Below are 16,745 nucleotides of genomic sequence, written 5' to 3'. Positions count from 1 at the left end.
AAGTGATGCTTATCTCAAAGGCTTAAATGAAAAAATCAAAATTTACCATCTGGCTTAAACGTATCGTATATTGGGGCTTAGTGATTGCCTTCTTCTGGTTTATTAACAAGTATTTTGCTGATATAGAGGACTTTGTCGAGGTAGTCAGAGATGCAGACTATCGATGGTTTGCTGTTGCTTTCGCAATTTCTATGCTCTCATTTTGCCTGCTAGCAATACTTTATCGTTCATCTGTGAGCAAGCTTGGTTATAATGAGACATCAATAGCTCGTGCGATCCAGAATTTTTTTGCTTTCATGTTTGTGAGCATTATTAATCCCACCTCTGGCTGGGGTGGCACGCTTTATCACGCAAATCTATATTCATCAAGAAATCCTCGCTCGCTTGGTGGAGCATTGGTCGGTACACTTGTCGTCTGGATTTTATATGGGTTTTGGGGCATCTCGTTGATACTGCCGGCACTCTATTATGTGGCGCCATACAACGGTTATATTAAGTCGCTTGGTTTCATAGCCGTAACTTTATACAGTGTTGAGCTGTTTGTAATCTGTTTGACACTGTTATCGGGCGATAGACGTCCAGTTACGCTCAACAGATTTGCCGTGTGGATCTCAAATAAGTGGAGCAAGGTCGGGGGGCTCTTCGCCCTTTCATCAAATTCATTCGAAGTAAACGTTCACGATTACTGCATCTCTAGCAAGACAGTAGCGCATGGTAGTGGTAGATACTGGGGTGAGCTAGTAGGTACATTCTTGGTCCATTTGACACAATTGATCGCTATGATCTGTCTTTTTATCGCTTTTGGTGCTCCCGTGACTGCCGCTGGGGTTATTGTCTGTTACTCGCTTCTGTTGCTCTTTTCGACTATTTCCCCTACTCCGCAAGGAATCGGCGTGGCGGAAGGGCTTGTACAGGTCGCTATGTCTGCAATCGGATATGATAGTGGGAAGTCGTTGGCTGTAATTCTGGCTTATAGAGGGATAACGCTATGGATTCCGCTCCTAATAGGATTTATCGCCTTTAAGAAGATCAGTATGTTCGATAATAAGGCTGTGAACTCGTTTAAGGATTCTACTCCTGACGAGGTGCTTGTCTAATTCCCCAATTTGTGGCGCTATCAATACGGTGGCGTGTTCGCATAAGTAGGTTCTGAATCGCTCCAGCCCTTGCTCTGCCATGGGGTATTGCTGTGGGGACAGCTGGCACTAAGCGTCACCACCACCGTGGCAGGATATTAACAAAAGTGGCGGCGTTACGCAATGCCTGTATTGGTAAATATGGCGCTGGGCTAAAACTTTGGCTTCTTTATAACTTGGACAACTTTTCCATTTATCATAAAGTCAGAGTAATCCTTTTCGTGGATATAGATCGGGGGATAATTCTGAGAAGACTCTGAAAGCAGTACAACTTGCTGGTTATCCTTATCCACATATAACCTCTTGATATTGGCGGCGCCGTCTACTACAGAAAGAATGTAGGAGCCATGCAGTGGCTCCCTATCTAGGTAGTCTACTATTACATAATCTCCGTCTTCTATAGAATTGCCTTCAATCTTTGCCTTATTCATAGAGTTTCCACTAGCCACAACTGCGATAACCTTCTCCTGTTTTAGAGTTGACTTTGAGATTTTGAGGAAGCCATCAATGTTCTCCTCGGCAATAAGCTGTGCGGGGCCACAGCTCGCAGATCCCACAATTGGTACATTTATAAATCGATTCTCTTTACTCGGATCATAATTATTATTCTTAATTGTCTTTGCAGATCTATCAATGGTGATAAATCCCTTCTTCTCTAGCTGCTCGAGATGGTGTTGCACCTTCTGTGGGTGGTCAACTCCAATCAGCGAGCCTATCTCTCTAAGAGAGCGCTCACCTAAATTTATGTTTCTGGATAGGGCTAAAAGGTCCTTCTGTATCTGATGCATACTACAAGATATTTAACTTATATATCTTAACTGTACCATTTTTGTCAAACCATTGTCAAGTTGCAAGTTGACATACTTGACAGGGTAAGGGTAACGAAATAAAATGTAAGTATTAAGTTTAGCTTCGGTAAAGTTATGACATTCATAAAGATGCATTCAGACTTTGTTTCCTTAGAAGAGCTTGCCGAGCTAAGTGAGCTTTCGACTCTACAAATTGAGCAATGCGTAGATAAAGGTCTTCTTGACAACGACGAGGTTGTAAACAAATATTTCCCAGAGTATATCCTCACTGTTCGTAAGCTGAGGCTAGTGCTTAAGGTGCTTCGAGCCAACCTGAGCAGAGATAAGCAGAAGCGGTTGCTAAACAGCGCAGATATATTTGATGCAGCTGTTGCCACAGACGAAAACATCCAGCTTATGTTGCAGGAGTTTGAGTAAGATCTCACTCATTCTTCACTATTTAAATCTGTAAATAAATTTTTACATAAATAATAATGCTGCAAGTCAAAACTGCCCACGGGTTTCTTGTGAGGGAGAAAGATGGAAAGACTCAGGTATGCCTAGCTCAACACAGAGCAGGAAACGACCATCCTCAGAGAGAAGTCAAATGGAATGGTGTAAGTGGCAAGTTCGACCCAGATAATGATAAGACTTTGGCAGATGCTCTTGCTCGTCAAGCCTATGAGGAGCTTGGGGTGCAGATAGCAGATTATGAAGAGGTCGGAAAAATCCGAATTAAGGAGGAGCGAAGGATTGTTGATAGGCATGTCTACATAATCCGTGATTGGGATGGTGAGCTTGAGGAGAATCAGGAAGTCGCGGCAAACTGGTTTGACGTAGACTCACTCCCGCTCGATGAGATGCTTGAAGACGATGAGCTATGGGTACCTGACATGCTCAGATATCAGAGGCATTTCATGGGTGAGCTAGTGTTTAGCGGCGACTCGGTGGATTGGTCAGAGAGCTGGATAGATTGGCTTGAGGAGGATGTGGAATAGGCTTCCGACCAAGCCTGCACTCTTAGCTAGAGAGTCGTCTCGCGATCTCTCTAGCTTTTATCAGCAGCTCAACGTCGTTGAAGTCAGCTATCTTTAGGTCTGGCAGCCCTGATTGCTTCAGACCATATACCTCTCCAGGGCCGCGACTTATCAGATCATACTCTGCTACATCGAAGCCGGAATTATGAGATGCAAAATAGTTTAGTCGCTCATAGGCTGGTGAATCAAACTCAACATCGGGGCTTGGGATGACGTAACAGAAAGATTGTTTGTTGCCACGCCCTACTCTACCCCTCAGCTGGTGCAGTTGAGCAAGACCAAACCTCTCGGCGTGCTCGATTACGACCATGCTGGCGTCAGGGATGTCGATTCCAACCTCAATCACAGTAGTAGATACAAGCACGTGGTATTTCTTATCTCTAAAATCTTTCAGCACCTTATCCTTCTCTTCTTCTTTCATCCGACCGTGCAGCAGTCCCACCTTTAGCTCTTTGAAGATCGAGCTGCTTAGCTCCTCATGGGCGATTGTGGCAGCCTTAAGGTCGACTTTCTCTGACTCCTCTACTAGCGGGAATATGATAAATGCCTGCTCGTCGAACTTAGATGCAACGATTCGATCGTGGATCCACTTGTAGCAATCAGCAGATTTCTTTGATGGCACGACGTGGGTCTCGATGGGTAGCCTATCTTTGGGCATCTCGCGGATCTGTGACACTTCCATGTCGCCGTAGACAACATTTGCTAAAGTGCGCGGAATAGGCGTGGCGGTCATGGTAAGGTAGTGTGGTCGGAGCCCTGATGCCGTTTGGCGAAGTTGCTCGCGCTGCTTTACACCGAATCTATGCTGCTCATCCACAATTACCAGTCCTGTATTGTCTGGTAGATACTCCTCGAAAAGGATTGCATGTGTTCCCACGACTATTTGCGATTTCATAGTTGGCTCGAGTGTTTGGCCAGCTATCAGCAGTTGGATGTTAATCTCTTCCGGGTCAAGGATTGAATTTAATGAAGCATAGTGCTGATTGGCTAGTATTGTCGTCGGAGCCATGATGATTGTTGATCGGCCATTTAGCGCAGTCATATATGAAGCGATCGCGGCCACTATAGTCTTGCCCGAGCCTACATCTCCGTTTAATAGCCGGTACATCGGCTGCTCTTTCTGTATATCTCCAAGAATTTCTTCGATTGCTTTTTGTTGATCATTTGTAAGCATGAATGGCAATCCGCCTATAAACTCCCGAAGCGCCCTACCCTTTACCTCTATAGGTTGGGCTGACCCGCCGCGTGTTTCCTCTTTCTTCTTTTCTAACTTTCGTGCGACACCTAGCATCTCATCTAGAGCGAGTCTCTTTCTTGCCACCTCGACATCTTCAAAGCTCGCTGGGAAATGGATTTTGTGCAGTGCCTCTTTTAAGCCGACTACCCCTTGCTCCTTAATAATTGCCTTTGGTAGTGGGTCGGTGACAATCTCGTCGATCTTATCTTGCAGCGTGCTCATCCTTGCCCTAAGCCATTTGGAGCTAATGCCAGCAGTTTGGTCATAGTACGGCACAATCTTGCCCAGATGCTTCTGCTCGCCCTGCACCTCCTCGTACTCGTTACAGTAAAAATCTTTTGCGCCAGGCTTGTTGGGGAGCTTCAGCTCCATAAAGTAGTCATGCCCTTTCTTGACGCTGTTTACGATAAATCGTTGGTTAAACCATACGATGCCCGCGCTGCCACTTTCATCTCTCACTACAGCCCTTGTGATCACCATGCCACGCCTTGTGAAGTTCATCTTAATATCATCTACTGTAATCTTTACTGTGCCCGAGCCTGCAGTTTTTGCCTGCTCGATAGTCACTATTGATGAGGTGTCTTTATATTTGACAGGGAAATGGTAAAGCAGGTCGTTTACTGTTGTAATCCCTAAGCGTGACAATTTGCCCGCTTGTGCAGGCCCGATCAGAGGGATGGCAGTTATCGGAGATTGCAGTTGAATTTCATCCGCCATACAGGAATTTTACAACATTAGGATTAGCCCGACCACTCGGCCATGTTACTAATCGACTCTTTGAGGCTAAATCGCTAGCTACTTGTGGGTATTAGTTCAGGATGTCTGTAACAGCAGCAACCACTGGGAATACTATTGAGGCCAGGAAGGCAATTCCGAGAATGATTGTTATTGTTTTGTTTATTTTCTCTCTTGATTTCTTCGTCATATCTTGATGATAGTAGCTTATTGCACTCTGTTTGGGAAGATGCTGACTACTGTATCGTGTGGGTAAACTTCACCCCCTCAGAATTCCTGCTGATTGCGCTCTCAATTGCCTCGCGCGCTTTCCTAGTGCGCACAAACTTGAGCCATTCCCTATCGGGTAGCTCCTGGCTCTCGTCTGTAATAACTTCGACCAGATCTCCAGTCGCAAGCATTGTCCAGACCTTGCTCTTTCGTCCGTTCAGCCTGCAACCAGTCATTTTGTTGCCGAGATCGCTGTGGATTTCATAAGCGAAATCAACAACAGTAGAACCTACTGGCAGTTCAATTAGCCGGTTCTGTGGTGTAAATACGAATACTTTGTTTTTGAAGATATCTGAACGGATAGGAATAGAGCGTGACTTCTTAATTTGTTGGTACTCGTACAGGCTCTTATGCAATTCTTTCACCCAGTAATACTCACGTGGGTTGCCTTTGCCAAGCTCCCTCTCGATCTTATAAACGATGTGAGAAGCAGGACCGTACATATTGTACTGATGCATCTCCTCGGTCTTTATCTGCACCTCGAAAGCTCTTACCCCCATATCAGCGAAGCTTGTCTGAATATGAATCGCACGATATCCGTTCTTTTTCGGATGACGGATATAGTCATCGTATTCCGACATATCTATGTCGCTATTTTTGACTACTATTTCTGCAACTTTGTAGCACTCCTCCACCTTATCTACGAGGATCGTGAAGGCCATCAAATCCTTGATATCTTCCAAGCGGAAATTCTTGCTTACACCCTTATCTTTCAGCTTGGTGTGGATACTGTAGTGGCCTTTAATACGTCCATAGATGATTGGATGCATTCCGTATGGGCTGAGCAGATCGGCGAGGCGCTTCTTGATCTTCAAAATCTCGGCATGATCATTGATCTTCAGCTTTGTAAGTCTCTTGTCGATTAGCTCAAATTTCTTTGGATCCATGATTTTAAATGCAGTTTCTTCCAACTCCTTCTTAAAGTCGTATAGGTTGAGGTATGTACAGAGCGGACTGTAAATGTTGATAATATTCTTAGCAGCTTTCTGCTGCTGTTCTGCAGTTAAAGCATCAATGGTTCTGCTATTGTGGAGTCTGTCAGCCAGTTTTATTAAGACAAGCCTTATGTCATCAGTGCAGGCCATTATGTATTTCGTGATAACGGCAGCATCTGTTTCACTGCGTGTCCCTGCAGAAAAACGATCTATATTCTTTACCATTTTCAGCACCTCTTCGCCAAACTTTTCCTCGATTTCTCTAGATAACTCGCGAATCTCTTGCGCGCTCTTTTCTTTAAAGCAGTTGTGCAACAATGCAGCGATAATTGAGTCTGTATCAAGATTTATCTCCGCCACAATTGCGGCCACATTTAGCGGGTGGAACAGGAACGGCTCCCCTGATTTACGAATCTGGTCTTTGTGAACCTCCTCTGCAAATTGCAATGCCTCAATAAGTAGCGAGTGATACTGCGTCGGAACCTTCTCCATTATCACATCGATTAGAAGTTTTTTATCCAAATGGTTCTTTTTTATTCTTATATTGCTACTAGTCATCGTATTTCCTTTAGTCCAATAAAAAATCCCCTTCCGGGGATCTCTTTCTCTATTTTATCAACAAGCATCAATCCCCGTCAGGTGGTTTAAGTTCTGAAAGTAAGTAGAATCTGCTTTTGAGTTGTCGATGTATTCTTTGTTATCACGCGGACATTCTAAACAGAAATGATGTTAAAAGCAAGAAGTTGCTCTGTCTTCTAATCATCTAACACGTATAGTAATATGGATAAGTGATCGGAAACGATCTACGGATAATTTGTTAAATCAATCTGTATGCCTCAGGAAAAGATTAACGATGAAATGTATAAGACTCCAAAGAAGAAGTCTAGATTAAAAACAGTTATGCTTCTGGTAGGAGGGGTACTTCTGCTGCTTTTTATAGCGTCGGCATTTATTGGAGGCCTCTTTATGGCTGATGAGTTCGATGCCCTGCGCGATAAAACAGCTGCTGTGATATCCGGCGATCCAGTAGAAGAAGAGACAGGATGATCAATAGTGAAGAAGCTGAAACAGAGCCTGAAGTTGTCGAGAGAGTAGTCGAAGTCGAGAAAGAGATGGATTGGTATACATATGAAGACGCTTCTATCTTTGGAGGCATTACTTTCAGATATCCTGAGGTATTCCAAGTAAGGACAGATTTTGATGGTGATACGCTAATAGGTATCTGGAAATCACTGCAAATATAAAAGATAGTACAACCGATAAGGCAAGTGCATACAGCGTGGTGCTATTCTCAGAGACTGAGTCGAACATTACATACACGCCAGGCGAGCCGGAATCAATAAACCCTGCAGAGTTTCCACCGATTGAGATATTGGGGAGTGTCCGTGAGGTAGAGCATTATATCTTGGGAGAGGGATCGTTTGGGCATGGATACTTCAACGATAACTACAATATGGTAATTAATGATGAGTTTTATATTCGGGTAGATTCGGTCAAAGCTGAAGCATCGCCATACTGTGTAGAGGATGCGAACCCTCCTGACTGCACGACGGACGAGTATGAGTATATTACGCCTGAGATCTACATCGAGTATGCTCGCCAACTTCTAGAAAGTTTAGGGATGCTTGAAACAGAGTAATTAATCGAAAGTGACTAGGCGGTGGTGATATTCGCCACCTGTCTACCTACTTTTAGTACTGCACCTTCTGCATTTACCGTGACCTCATGGTTCCAGTCACTGATTTTCTCGTTGGCAAAATAGACCGCACCCTGCTCTACTAGTCGACGTGCTTGCGATTTACTTTCGGCAAACTTCGCCCCATCAACAATTAGCGCTAAGATATTGATTGTCTGCGAATCGACTTTAACCGTCGGTATATCTACCTCGTAGTTCTTCTCCTGAAACACGCTCACGAAGTATTGCTCAGCCCTCTTCGCCGCTTCATCGCCTTTCAGGGCTGATGTTACTTCCAATGCCAGCATCTTTTTGTACTGTAGCGGGTTAGCATCACTGCCTCCCAATGAGTTTTCTGTCTCTCTGACTCGCTCCATGCTTGAGTCGGTTAAGAGCTCGAAGCCTTGGACGATTGAGCTATCAGGTAGTGCCATAATCTTGCCATAGATCTCTTCGGCGCTATCAGAAAGCTTTACCATATTACCCTCGCTCTTGCCCATCTTCGTCCCGTCTGCGGTTGTGAGCAGCTTTCCTGCGACCACAAACTTCTCTTTCTTCAGATGTGTTTGCACAAGCTGCCTGCCTGCTAGCATATTGAAGAGTTGGTCATTCCCACCGATCTCAACATCTATATCCATCGCTACTGAGTCCCACCCTTGCATCATTGGGTAGAAAAACTCGTGCACATATAGCGGCTTATCTTCAGCGATTCTCTTCTGGAATAGATCACGCTTGAGCATCTGCTGTACTGTGAAATTCGAGGCAAGCTGTACTACATCTCCAAATTTCATCTGACCAAGCCAATCGTTATTGAAAAGCACTTTGACTGGGTTCCATTCGTCGTCGATCTTTATTATTGCCTTTGCTTGCTCAGTATAAAGCTTTAAATTGTCGGCAACCTGTTCGGCTGTGAGCTGCGACCTCGTATCTTTCTTGTCTGGATCGCCAATACGTGCAGTGAAGTCACCTATTAGGAGTATCGCCTCGTGACCGAGCTGTCTAAAATATTCAAGCCTACGCATGCTGACTGTATGCCCGATGTGCAATGTATCAGCAGTTGGATCTATACCAATATATACTTTCAGTCGTTTGCCGGACATCAGTGCTGCCTCGAGTGCCTCGCGTGATGGCAAGATCTCTTCGACTGCTTTGTCCAAGATCAGGTCAATTATCTCCTTATCCTTCTTAACCTCGTGCATCTCACTTTTCATACCTTGATAGTTAAACTTATCGCTGCTTTCCTCTCTTTTGCACCTCCGTGGGCACCATCGAATGATGTGTGGAGGCGGCCGATCGGTACGACAGTATGTGCTACAATTCTACTATGCGAAAGTATCTTAAGTACATAGTTGTTGGCGCTGTTTTGCTAATTGCCTTACTGCTCCGCTTTGCGGTTTTCCCATTCATAGACATGGATGGCTATATTGCACGTATAACTGAGGCAGAAACAGATAAGGCGCAAGCCGTTGAGACAGAGAGCAACCAGTATGTTAAGCAGACATTTATTGAGGGTCGTCCAGTTGAAGACGATAGCCAGAGGAATTTTACAGCTGGCACGCTCAAATTTGAGGAGACTTCATTTGAGCTGAAATACACCGACGGGAATCAGAGCTCGAAGTCTGCTGTAACGACGAACCAATCTACCGAGCAAGGCTATATTGGTCGCGAATTTATCTATCGAGGAGCCGCTGATACCGTTGTAGCTTTGACTGAAGGAAGTATGTCGGTACCGCTTCTTGAGACAGATAAAACATTTGAAGGATATAACGCTATTTACTACTCTCGTGATGATGGTAGCACTGCCAATGTTAACTCTGAAGGTAGCCTGGTTATTGACTATGATGTCTCGGATGATGGCAATATTGTCGGACTGTTGGAAGCAAGATTCTTAAGCGCAACCACGCTAAAGAGAAATATCTGCAACAACTGTACTGATGTAGAGATGTCTATCTACTTTGTTAATTACGACATACCAACACGTACTAAGATCGGCGAGCTGTATCTTAGAGATCTAAGCATTCTGGTTAACCCTGCAGCACCAGATACAATAGAGAGCATCGAATCAATAGACCTTAATAAGTCGAATATCTCCACAATTGATTTTAATAGACGGGGCTATGCTTCGCTCCATGGGAATGACTTGTTGAATATCACATTAGATCTTTCAGATGACGGTAGGTCATTTGTATATAAATATTTCGATATCTACACAATGAGCGGTGAGAGTGAGATTATCGTCGCGGATATCTCGCAGCTCGCAGACAGATACTCTGACGGTGAGGAACTTCAATATAGCAGTGCGTGGTTGCCCGGGAATAGATATGTGCTAACCGTGGATTCAATTGTAACTGGCGAGTACTTTACCAACATCGTGAGCCTAGACGATGGCTCAAGCAACGTATTGAAGAGCCCAATCAAGATAAGCAGTGGCTGGCCACTAAGCTCAACAGAACTGCTGGTTGAGGCTGTTACACCAACAGGCAGGGAGGTCTCACTCTTAGATCAATTTCTCAGTTTCGAAGATAGGACAGTCTATTTACCAACGGAGAATCCACAAATCGCCAACGTAGTCGTTGCAGCTGTTAATACAGAGCGAGGCTATATAATTGTTGAATCGGTGGGTGGATTTTACTATTATGAATTAAGTAGCGGTGATATAGAAAAATTTGACACTGTAACCGCTCAACCATAACCTCTTACTGCTCACCAATTGCTAAAATTCGAAGAGTATCTAAGGCAACACGCCTATTATGGAGTTGGCCAGAATCTGGTGCCAACCGACCTTGGTCAATTACTCTCGCAGTACGAGCTACAACCTATTGGCAAGGGTCATTTTTCACGTGTGTATGTAATCCGTGGCTTAGGGTGGGTTGTGAAAGAGGGTCGATGGGATCTAGATTTTGAAATTATCAGGAAGCTGACCCTGCCGGTGCATGCTAAATTGACCGAAAGCTTCCTATCTTTATTCAGACTCAGATTCCTGCCGAGTGAAGGGCAGATCATTGACCAGTACAACAAGTATCTCGAGCTGTCGAAATTTCTTGGCTATTTTGAGAGTGAGAAAGCATACACTCATCTGTACAGAGAGAAAATATTTGCAGTACAGAAGGAGTTTAGGTCGAATCTTGAGGTATATATTCAGCTGGTGGAGAGAGAGTTTAACCTTAACATCTCAGCACAGTTTAAAGTTGATGTCGCCAGCAGCAAATTCCTAAGAGCTCACAACTATTTGCCAAAGGAGTACCTGCTGTACGGTCCGGCTATGCACAGGTCTGGTAGAGGCAAAAATACATCCTACATCTTCCAGCAGCATGTGGAAGGTAAGCCACTCTACTCTGTTGAAAGTGTCACAACAGAGCAAAAGAGTCAGCTGCTGCTCTTCGCGATAGCTGTGCTGGCATTTGCAGCAACCAAAGGGTATGTGCCCGACCTCAGACCAAAATATCTCGCATCATCTGTAGGTGATTGGGTTTGGAAGACAGAAAATCTATTTATGGCTGACAGAGGGGCTGTACTTGTGGATACAAGGTGGCTATGGTCACTAAATGATAACCTGGTAAAGAGAGGCTTCGTAATCCCCGAGTTGACGATAAACGCTCTGAAAAGCTTTGTTAATTCGGCTTAACATACTTGCGGCCGACCAGCTTGTCAGGCAGGCATTGCTGACCAGACTTTTTCCCTTTGACGTCGTGGTCATACACATACCCCTTGCTATAGCCGAGCTGTTTCATGAGTTTGGTCGGTGCATTGCGAATGTGGAGTGGCACTGGAAGATTACCATGTACCCTTACATCTTCCGTCGCCAGCTGAGAAGCAACATATGCGCTGTTGTCTTTCGGTGCGTTAGCCAGGTAGATACCTAGCTGTGTGAGGTGAACAGCACACTCGGGCATACCTAGCTTCTGGCATGCCTCAAACACAGAGTTGGCCAAGATCAATGCTTGAGGGTCGGCATTACCGATATCTTCACTCGCAAAGCGGAGCAACCTTCTTGCAATATATAGCGGGTCATCTCCTGCTACTAGCATCCTTGTTATCCAATATACCGCTGCATCTGGATCGGACGAGCGCATAGATTTATGGATCGCAGAGATAATGTTGTAATGTTCTTCTCCATCTCTGTCGTGCATCAGCTGCTTCTGTACTGCAGCGGCAAGAAGCTCCTTGGTGATCTCAGGCTGTTTGTTTTCTGTGCCTTTAATGGAAGATGGGCTCTCTTGGCGGGCGAGCATCTCGGCCATCTCAAGTGTGTTGTAAGCATTGCGTATATCTCCATCTGCACTATCTGCGATGCTCTCGATTAGCGGCTTTCTTATCTTGATCTTGAGCTCTTTCGCAGCTCGCTTGAGTAGAAGCTCGATATCCTCCGCTGTGTGCGGGTGGAAAAGAAATACTTTTGTCCTAGAGAGCAAGGCGTTATTTATAGTAAATGAGGGATTCTCTGTGGTAGCTCCAATAAGGGTGATAATCCCTTTCTCTACATACGGGAGCAGGGTATCTTGTTGCGCTTTGTTCCATCTATGGATCTCGTCTAGGAAAAGCACGGTTTTCTTATTGTAATCCTGGTTCTGTCTGGCGATCTTGATGATGCTCATCAGCTTTGCCTTCCCACTGCTTACCGCCTGCATCTTGTAAAAATCGTATAGCAAGCTTTGCGAGATAATGTATGCCAATGTCGTCTTGCCGGTACCAGGTGGTCCCCAAAATATCATTGAAGGCAGCTGCCCAGACTCCATAAATCTTCTGATCGGCGAGCTTGGACCTACCAGATGTTGCTGGCCAACAAACTCGTCTAATGTTTTGGGGCGCATGCGAGATGCTAACGGCTCCATAGCGGACTACTAAATTTAATGGTCACCACGCTAACCTATAGCGGGTGGATATGCAAGGTAGAGTATAACTCTGTCTGACGAGTGTCAATAATAAATCCAAATCAGATCTTCTACTTGCTATGGGTCGGTGTGGTGAAGGACTCCTTCTTATACATAAACAGTTTGGCACCATTTTGCAGGTCAAACGCCTCGATATGTGAGATATTAGGGATCGGATGCTCATATGTGTATAGCTCTGTGTTTGGCTGTAGCTCTTTCTCAAGCTTCTCGGTCAATGAGTAGAGCGCAACAGAGTTTAAGTGGCAGAAGAGCTTGTCTGCAGAGTTGATGTTTGCCTTGAAGAAATTCTCCACATTGATGTCTACAGGTGCAAAAGGCCCAATCTTAACTAGCTTCTTTAACTTCCCCATGAGGCCAAGGATTGGAGAGATCTCGTACCCTACCCCTTTAGCTTTGTACACTTTCCATGCACTTATCAAGATCCTGAAGTCGCCGGCACCAAGCTCTACGATCGTCTGTCCTGCAACGATTTTCATGTGGCTTAATATCTCAGGTAGAATAGCTTTTGGAGTTGAGGCGAGAGGCATAAGCTTCCTGCTTATTACCACTGTCAGTATAAAGCCTGAGATGATGAAAAGTATTAGTAGAATAATTCCTAACAGGATTCCTCTTTGCATGATAGTAAGGTATAGGCTAAAAGTGATGTTGCTATGTATAATTATATCAAATTTCATTAAATGCCCGCATAGCTAATTATTAAATAGTATGGATCAGGACATTAAATCGCTAAACGGAGTGATGCTTATAGACAAAGAGATAGGCATTAGCTCGTATGATGTGATCAGGCGGCTTAAGAAGATGCTGTTTGAACAGTACGGGCTTGAGGGTCGTGAGCGTAGGCAGCTCAAGATAGGTCATGCTGGTACATTGGACCCTTTTGCTAGCGGTCTTCTAATCGTGATGCTTGGCAAAGCCACGAAGCTAAACGATACCCTGCATGCCCTTGAGAAGGAGTATCTGGTTGAGGCAACCTTTGGTTATGAGACGGATACTCAAGATCCTACCGGTGAGGTAATCGCCAAGCTTGAGGATGATAAGGTCGCAACAGTAGATTATATACGGTCAGCGATAGAAGGCATGACCGGAGAGCTTTTGCAGACCCCTCCTGCTTACTCAGCTAAGAAGATATCGGGAAAACCATCATACAAATATGCACGAAAGGGAGAAATTCACCAGCTTGAAGCAAGAAAAATCAAAGTATCCTCTTGGGAACTCACACAGTACAATTGGCCAGTGGTGGAATTTAAGGTAGTAGTCTCGACTGGGACATATGTACGTACATTGATAGTTGATCTTGCAAGGGGCCTTGGGAGCATGGCTACAGCTACACAGCTAAGACGGACACGGGTAGGAGAATTTCTGGTGGATGAAGCATTAAGTTCATCTAATATAACTGTTGAGCAGTTTAATGAGAAATTCATTAAACTCGCGGACGTTAACGAGAGGCTTCAGAAGGCTATTTTACCCAAATAGCTTTGTAAAGTTTTCTGTAGTGACTCTTAGCACTTCCTGTATCGAGATAGATTTCACCTCGGCAACTTTCTCGGCGATTTCTAAGATATCGGAAGGCTGTCCATGTCTGATGGCAGCATTTTTCTTATTGCGTACAGAGCGCGGTGGAAGGAATGGGGCATCGGTTTCTAGCAGTACCCTCTCTAGTGGCACCTCTTTTAATATCTCCCTTACATCGTCAGCCGAGCTATATGTGATAATCCCATTAAATCCGATATAGAAGCCGAGATTTAGTATGTCTTCTACGAACTTCACTTCTCCTGTGAAGCTATGGAATGATCCTGTTAGCCTGCCCTCGCCTACTTCTGAGACCAGCTTGATTGCATCAGTTATGCATTCAGTTTGCCCTTTTGACTCCCGCGTATGAATTGTAAGCGGCTTTGTGAATCTGTCCGCCAGCTCCAAGTGCCAACGAAAAGCGCTTTTCTGCACTTCGTATGTTGTGCTTATCTGCTCAGCCGTAAGTCCTTCATCGTATGGGAATCTGTAGTAGTCCAATCCTGTTTCGCCGATCGCACTTATGCTTTCAAGGTTCTGTGTGATTGTGCCCTCCAGGTTCTTCAACAATGGTTTTATTGCTTCGTGTGTCGAGTAGGTCTTGCCGTAAAGCGAGTTCGCAGAAAAGTTATCTGGATGAAGCCCGATTGATGTACGGTAGCTAAATCTAGGATCGCCCTGATATTTTCGATGCAGCTCAAGCGATTGATTAATGCTCTCAATGTTGTGAGCCACATTTAGTAGCGCGCTGCCTCCCGCTTCTATGAAACGATTTACAAAACTGTCTACCTCTGGGTAGATCTCATCGGATGTAAGGTGTGTATGGGAGTCGGTCATAACTGATTATACATGTTGCAGCTTTAAATTTGAGCTACAAGTCCATGTTTGGTTATGCTAGACTGTACCCATGGAACAGAAAGAGCAGAAAAGGGAAAGCAATTCTACAGAGATTGAGCAGCTCAGCAACCAGATCGAGGCACTACAGTTAGATATTAATCAGCTAGACAGATCGGTGCAGAAATTGACCGAGATTAAGAGTAGAGATTACAGGTGGCGATATCTGATCCCTGTGAGCTTGATGAGAGGACTGGTTACAGCAATTGGAGCCACTATAGTGTTTGCATTTGTAATCTATGTCGCCAGCATTGTTATGGCTCAATTAGAGACTTTCCCATTGATAAACGACATTTTGGAGGACTTGCCATGGGAGGAGATAATCGAAAATTCCAAAGACTCCACTCAATAGTAGAGAGCTACTCAGATATTAGATCCCCATCTTTGCCCAGGCTCCAGTAGGCCACCCCTGCTATTTTGAAATATTGTGCAATCTTCTTGCGGGCTTCAATGCTTTCTCTAGTCGGGTAGTAAAGTATGCACTCAATTTCAGTATCACGGCAGTTGTATGCTGCGATCGCCTCATTTGTTTGCATATCGTAGTACGGCTCAGCATCCTCGCTGTCGAGGACGCTCTTTACTGTCTCGCGAAAGTATGACTTATTATCGCCACTGCTCTGCCATTCGTAGCTATAAAGATGGACACCCATCCATAACTTCTCTCTAGGGACTTTTGTAACAGCATACTCCATTACCGCAATCATCCAATCTGTAGGGGCTATCGGTCCAGGGATTTCTCCAGAAGGAGATGTATAGTCATAGGTCATAATCCTTAGCTGATCGACATGTCGGGCAATATCATCCCACTGCTGCACCCTTCTAGTCTCCTGAAACGCAGGATAGATTACATTGTCACCCCACTTTGAGAGGACAGTCACGGAGAAAAGCTTATCCTCTTCATGAAGTCTCTCTCCAACCTCCTCAACTATCGTCATAAAGGCCTCTCCATCGATCTCTTGGATCGATTCATAATCAAGGTCTATCCCATCGTACCCATTATCAAGCACTATACTTACTATTGTGTCTATATGCTGCTGAAGCTTCGCTTCGTCAGCTGTAGAGGTGTGAAAATCGTTGAAATCAAAGCAGGTAATAGTTGGAATCAATAGAAAATCCTCCTGCTCTGCTAGTTGCACCAGCTGATCTCTGTTGCTTACTCGTGACACAATATTACCGTTAGCATCGATAGCATACCAGACGGGTGATACATGTGAGAGCTGATCACCTTTCGCTCTGACACTTTCCACACCTGACGCATATGCCCATGAAGGGATCCATCCAAGCTCTTTAATCTTATGGCTACTGGAAGATCGAGCTATCTCTTCAAACGTGACTGATGATGAGTAGCTATCGATCTCGAAATTTTCCAAAAGTGGTGAGAATTGATCCTCAAGCGCATCGTTATATTCGGCTCTAAGGTTTTTGACAATTTCTTCGCGCTCAATGTCGATGACCTGCTCCTGCTGATTTTTTGATGTACGTTCAGGCTCTTCTGTGCGGCTAATCTTCGCAATAATTATAGCCAGTCCTGCAAGTATGGACAGAATTATTATCAGAAATATGATCCCAGTTCTCTTTTTCAATGTATAATTCATCACATTGGAATTTTACAGTATCAGCGCTAAAGTTAGTATCAG

General features: G+C 44.6%; 18 protein-coding genes. 10 read left to right on the top strand and 8 right to left on the bottom strand.

From position 1 onward, the window contains the following. Positions 1–26 precede the first annotated feature (26 nt). Entirely contained in the window at positions 27–1,097 is a 1,071-nt protein-coding gene (locus QY318_00465) for a lysylphosphatidylglycerol synthase transmembrane domain-containing protein (GenBank protein WKZ31233.1), read from the top strand. Positions 1,098–1,288: 191 nt separating this feature from the next. Here QY318_00465 and QY318_00460 read toward each other — a convergent pair whose 3' ends face one another. After that, positions 1,289–1,924 (bottom strand): S24 family peptidase, encoded by a 636-nt coding sequence (locus QY318_00460; GenBank protein WKZ31232.1) that lies wholly within the window; start codon positions 1,922–1,924, stop codon positions 1,289–1,291. A gap of 135 nt (positions 1,925–2,059) precedes the next feature. On the opposite strand from QY318_00460, the gene QY318_00455 reads away from it, so the two are divergent. Together QY318_00455 and QY318_00450 are read left to right on the top strand one after the other, a co-directional pair. Beyond that, on the top strand, positions 2,060–2,362 hold the full coding sequence (locus tag QY318_00455) for a hypothetical protein (protein ID WKZ31231.1): 303 nt from the start codon (positions 2,060–2,062) through the stop codon (positions 2,360–2,362). A gap of 56 nt (positions 2,363–2,418) precedes the next feature. After that, a complete protein-coding gene (locus QY318_00450) occupies positions 2,419–2,922 on the top strand; it encodes an NUDIX domain-containing protein (protein ID WKZ31230.1) in 504 nt (167 codons plus the stop codon). 22 nt (positions 2,923–2,944) lie between these two features. Here QY318_00450 and recG read toward each other — a convergent pair whose 3' ends face one another. Then, positions 2,945–4,915, bottom strand: a complete 1,971-nt coding sequence (gene recG, locus QY318_00445; GenBank protein WKZ31229.1) for an ATP-dependent DNA helicase RecG — start codon at positions 4,913–4,915, stop codon at positions 2,945–2,947. A gap of 254 nt (positions 4,916–5,169) precedes the next feature. Next, positions 5,170–6,660 carry an HD domain-containing protein gene (locus QY318_00440; protein ID WKZ31228.1) on the bottom strand — a complete coding sequence of 497 codons (1,491 nt, stop codon included), beginning with the start codon at positions 6,658–6,660 and terminating at the stop codon, positions 5,170–5,172. Between the two features lie 309 nt (positions 6,661–6,969). Here QY318_00440 and QY318_00435 point away from each other — a divergent pair, with 309 nt between their 5' ends. From QY318_00435 to QY318_00425, 3 genes are read left to right on the top strand one after another with little or no spacing between them, the layout of a single operon-like run. Further along, a complete protein-coding gene (locus QY318_00435) occupies positions 6,970–7,185 on the top strand; it encodes a hypothetical protein (GenBank protein ID WKZ31227.1) in 216 nt (71 codons plus the stop codon). Further along, the gene (locus QY318_00430) at positions 7,182–7,382 is read left to right on the top strand and encodes a hypothetical protein (GenBank protein WKZ31226.1); all 201 of its coding nucleotides are present in this window, start codon (positions 7,182–7,184) and stop codon (positions 7,380–7,382) included. Before QY318_00435 ends, QY318_00430 begins: the two co-directional genes overlap by 4 nt. A gap of 35 nt (positions 7,383–7,417) precedes the next feature. Further along, on the top strand, positions 7,418–7,777 hold the full coding sequence (locus QY318_00425; protein WKZ31225.1) for a hypothetical protein: 360 nt from the start codon (positions 7,418–7,420) through the stop codon (positions 7,775–7,777). Positions 7,778–7,791: 14 nt separating this feature from the next. Here QY318_00425 and tyrS read toward each other — a convergent pair whose 3' ends face one another. Continuing rightward, a complete protein-coding gene (gene tyrS, locus QY318_00420; GenBank protein WKZ31224.1) occupies positions 7,792–9,024 on the bottom strand; it encodes a tyrosine--tRNA ligase in 1,233 nt (410 codons plus the stop codon). A 113-nt stretch (positions 9,025–9,137) separates the two neighbouring features. Here tyrS and QY318_00415 point away from each other — a divergent pair, with 113 nt between their 5' ends. Further along, complete coding sequence (locus QY318_00415) at positions 9,138–10,505, top strand: hypothetical protein (GenBank protein ID WKZ31223.1); 1,368 nt, start codon at positions 9,138–9,140, stop codon at positions 10,503–10,505. Positions 10,506–10,523: 18 nt separating this feature from the next. Continuing rightward, on the top strand, positions 10,524–11,438 hold the full coding sequence (locus QY318_00410) for a hypothetical protein (protein ID WKZ31222.1): 915 nt from the start codon (positions 10,524–10,526) through the stop codon (positions 11,436–11,438). Here QY318_00410 and QY318_00405 read toward each other — a convergent pair. Both QY318_00405 and QY318_00400 read right to left on the bottom strand, forming a co-directional pair. Then, positions 11,425–12,624, bottom strand: coding sequence for a replication-associated recombination protein A (locus QY318_00405; GenBank protein ID WKZ31221.1), 1,200 nt, complete (start codon positions 12,622–12,624; stop codon positions 11,425–11,427). The two genes, QY318_00410 and QY318_00405, sit on opposite strands and share 14 nt — an antisense overlap. A gap of 131 nt (positions 12,625–12,755) precedes the next feature. Then, entirely contained in the window at positions 12,756–13,322 is a 567-nt protein-coding gene (locus QY318_00400) for a hypothetical protein (GenBank protein ID WKZ31220.1), read from the bottom strand. Positions 13,323–13,410: 88 nt separating this feature from the next. Between QY318_00400 and truB the strand changes: the two genes are divergently transcribed. Further along, positions 13,411–14,178: a tRNA pseudouridine(55) synthase TruB gene (gene truB / locus QY318_00395; GenBank protein ID WKZ31219.1), complete on the top strand. Its 768-nt coding sequence runs from the start codon at positions 13,411–13,413 to the stop codon at positions 14,176–14,178. Here the strand turns inward: truB and QY318_00390 are convergent. Further along, on the bottom strand, positions 14,167–15,051 hold the full coding sequence (locus QY318_00390) for a TatD family hydrolase (GenBank protein ID WKZ31218.1): 885 nt from the start codon (positions 15,049–15,051) through the stop codon (positions 14,167–14,169). The two genes, truB and QY318_00390, sit on opposite strands and share 12 nt — an antisense overlap. Positions 15,052–15,121: 70 nt before the next feature. Between QY318_00390 and QY318_00385 the strand changes: the two genes are divergently transcribed. Next, a complete protein-coding gene (locus QY318_00385; GenBank protein ID WKZ31217.1) occupies positions 15,122–15,460 on the top strand; it encodes a DUF5665 domain-containing protein in 339 nt (112 codons plus the stop codon). Positions 15,461–15,467: 7 nt separating this feature from the next. On the opposite strand, the gene QY318_00380 is transcribed toward QY318_00385, so the two are convergent. Next, positions 15,468–16,703, bottom strand: coding sequence for a glycosyl hydrolase family 18 protein (locus QY318_00380; GenBank protein WKZ31216.1), 1,236 nt, complete (start codon positions 16,701–16,703; stop codon positions 15,468–15,470). Between the last annotated feature and the right edge of the window lie 42 nt (positions 16,704–16,745).

It is taken from the genome of Candidatus Dojkabacteria bacterium (genome assembly GCA_030583845.1).
In the GTDB taxonomy this organism is placed as follows: Bacteria; Patescibacteriota; Dojkabacteria; order SC72; family JAHDCA01.
This window is presented reverse-complemented; position numbering and strand designations above follow the sequence as displayed.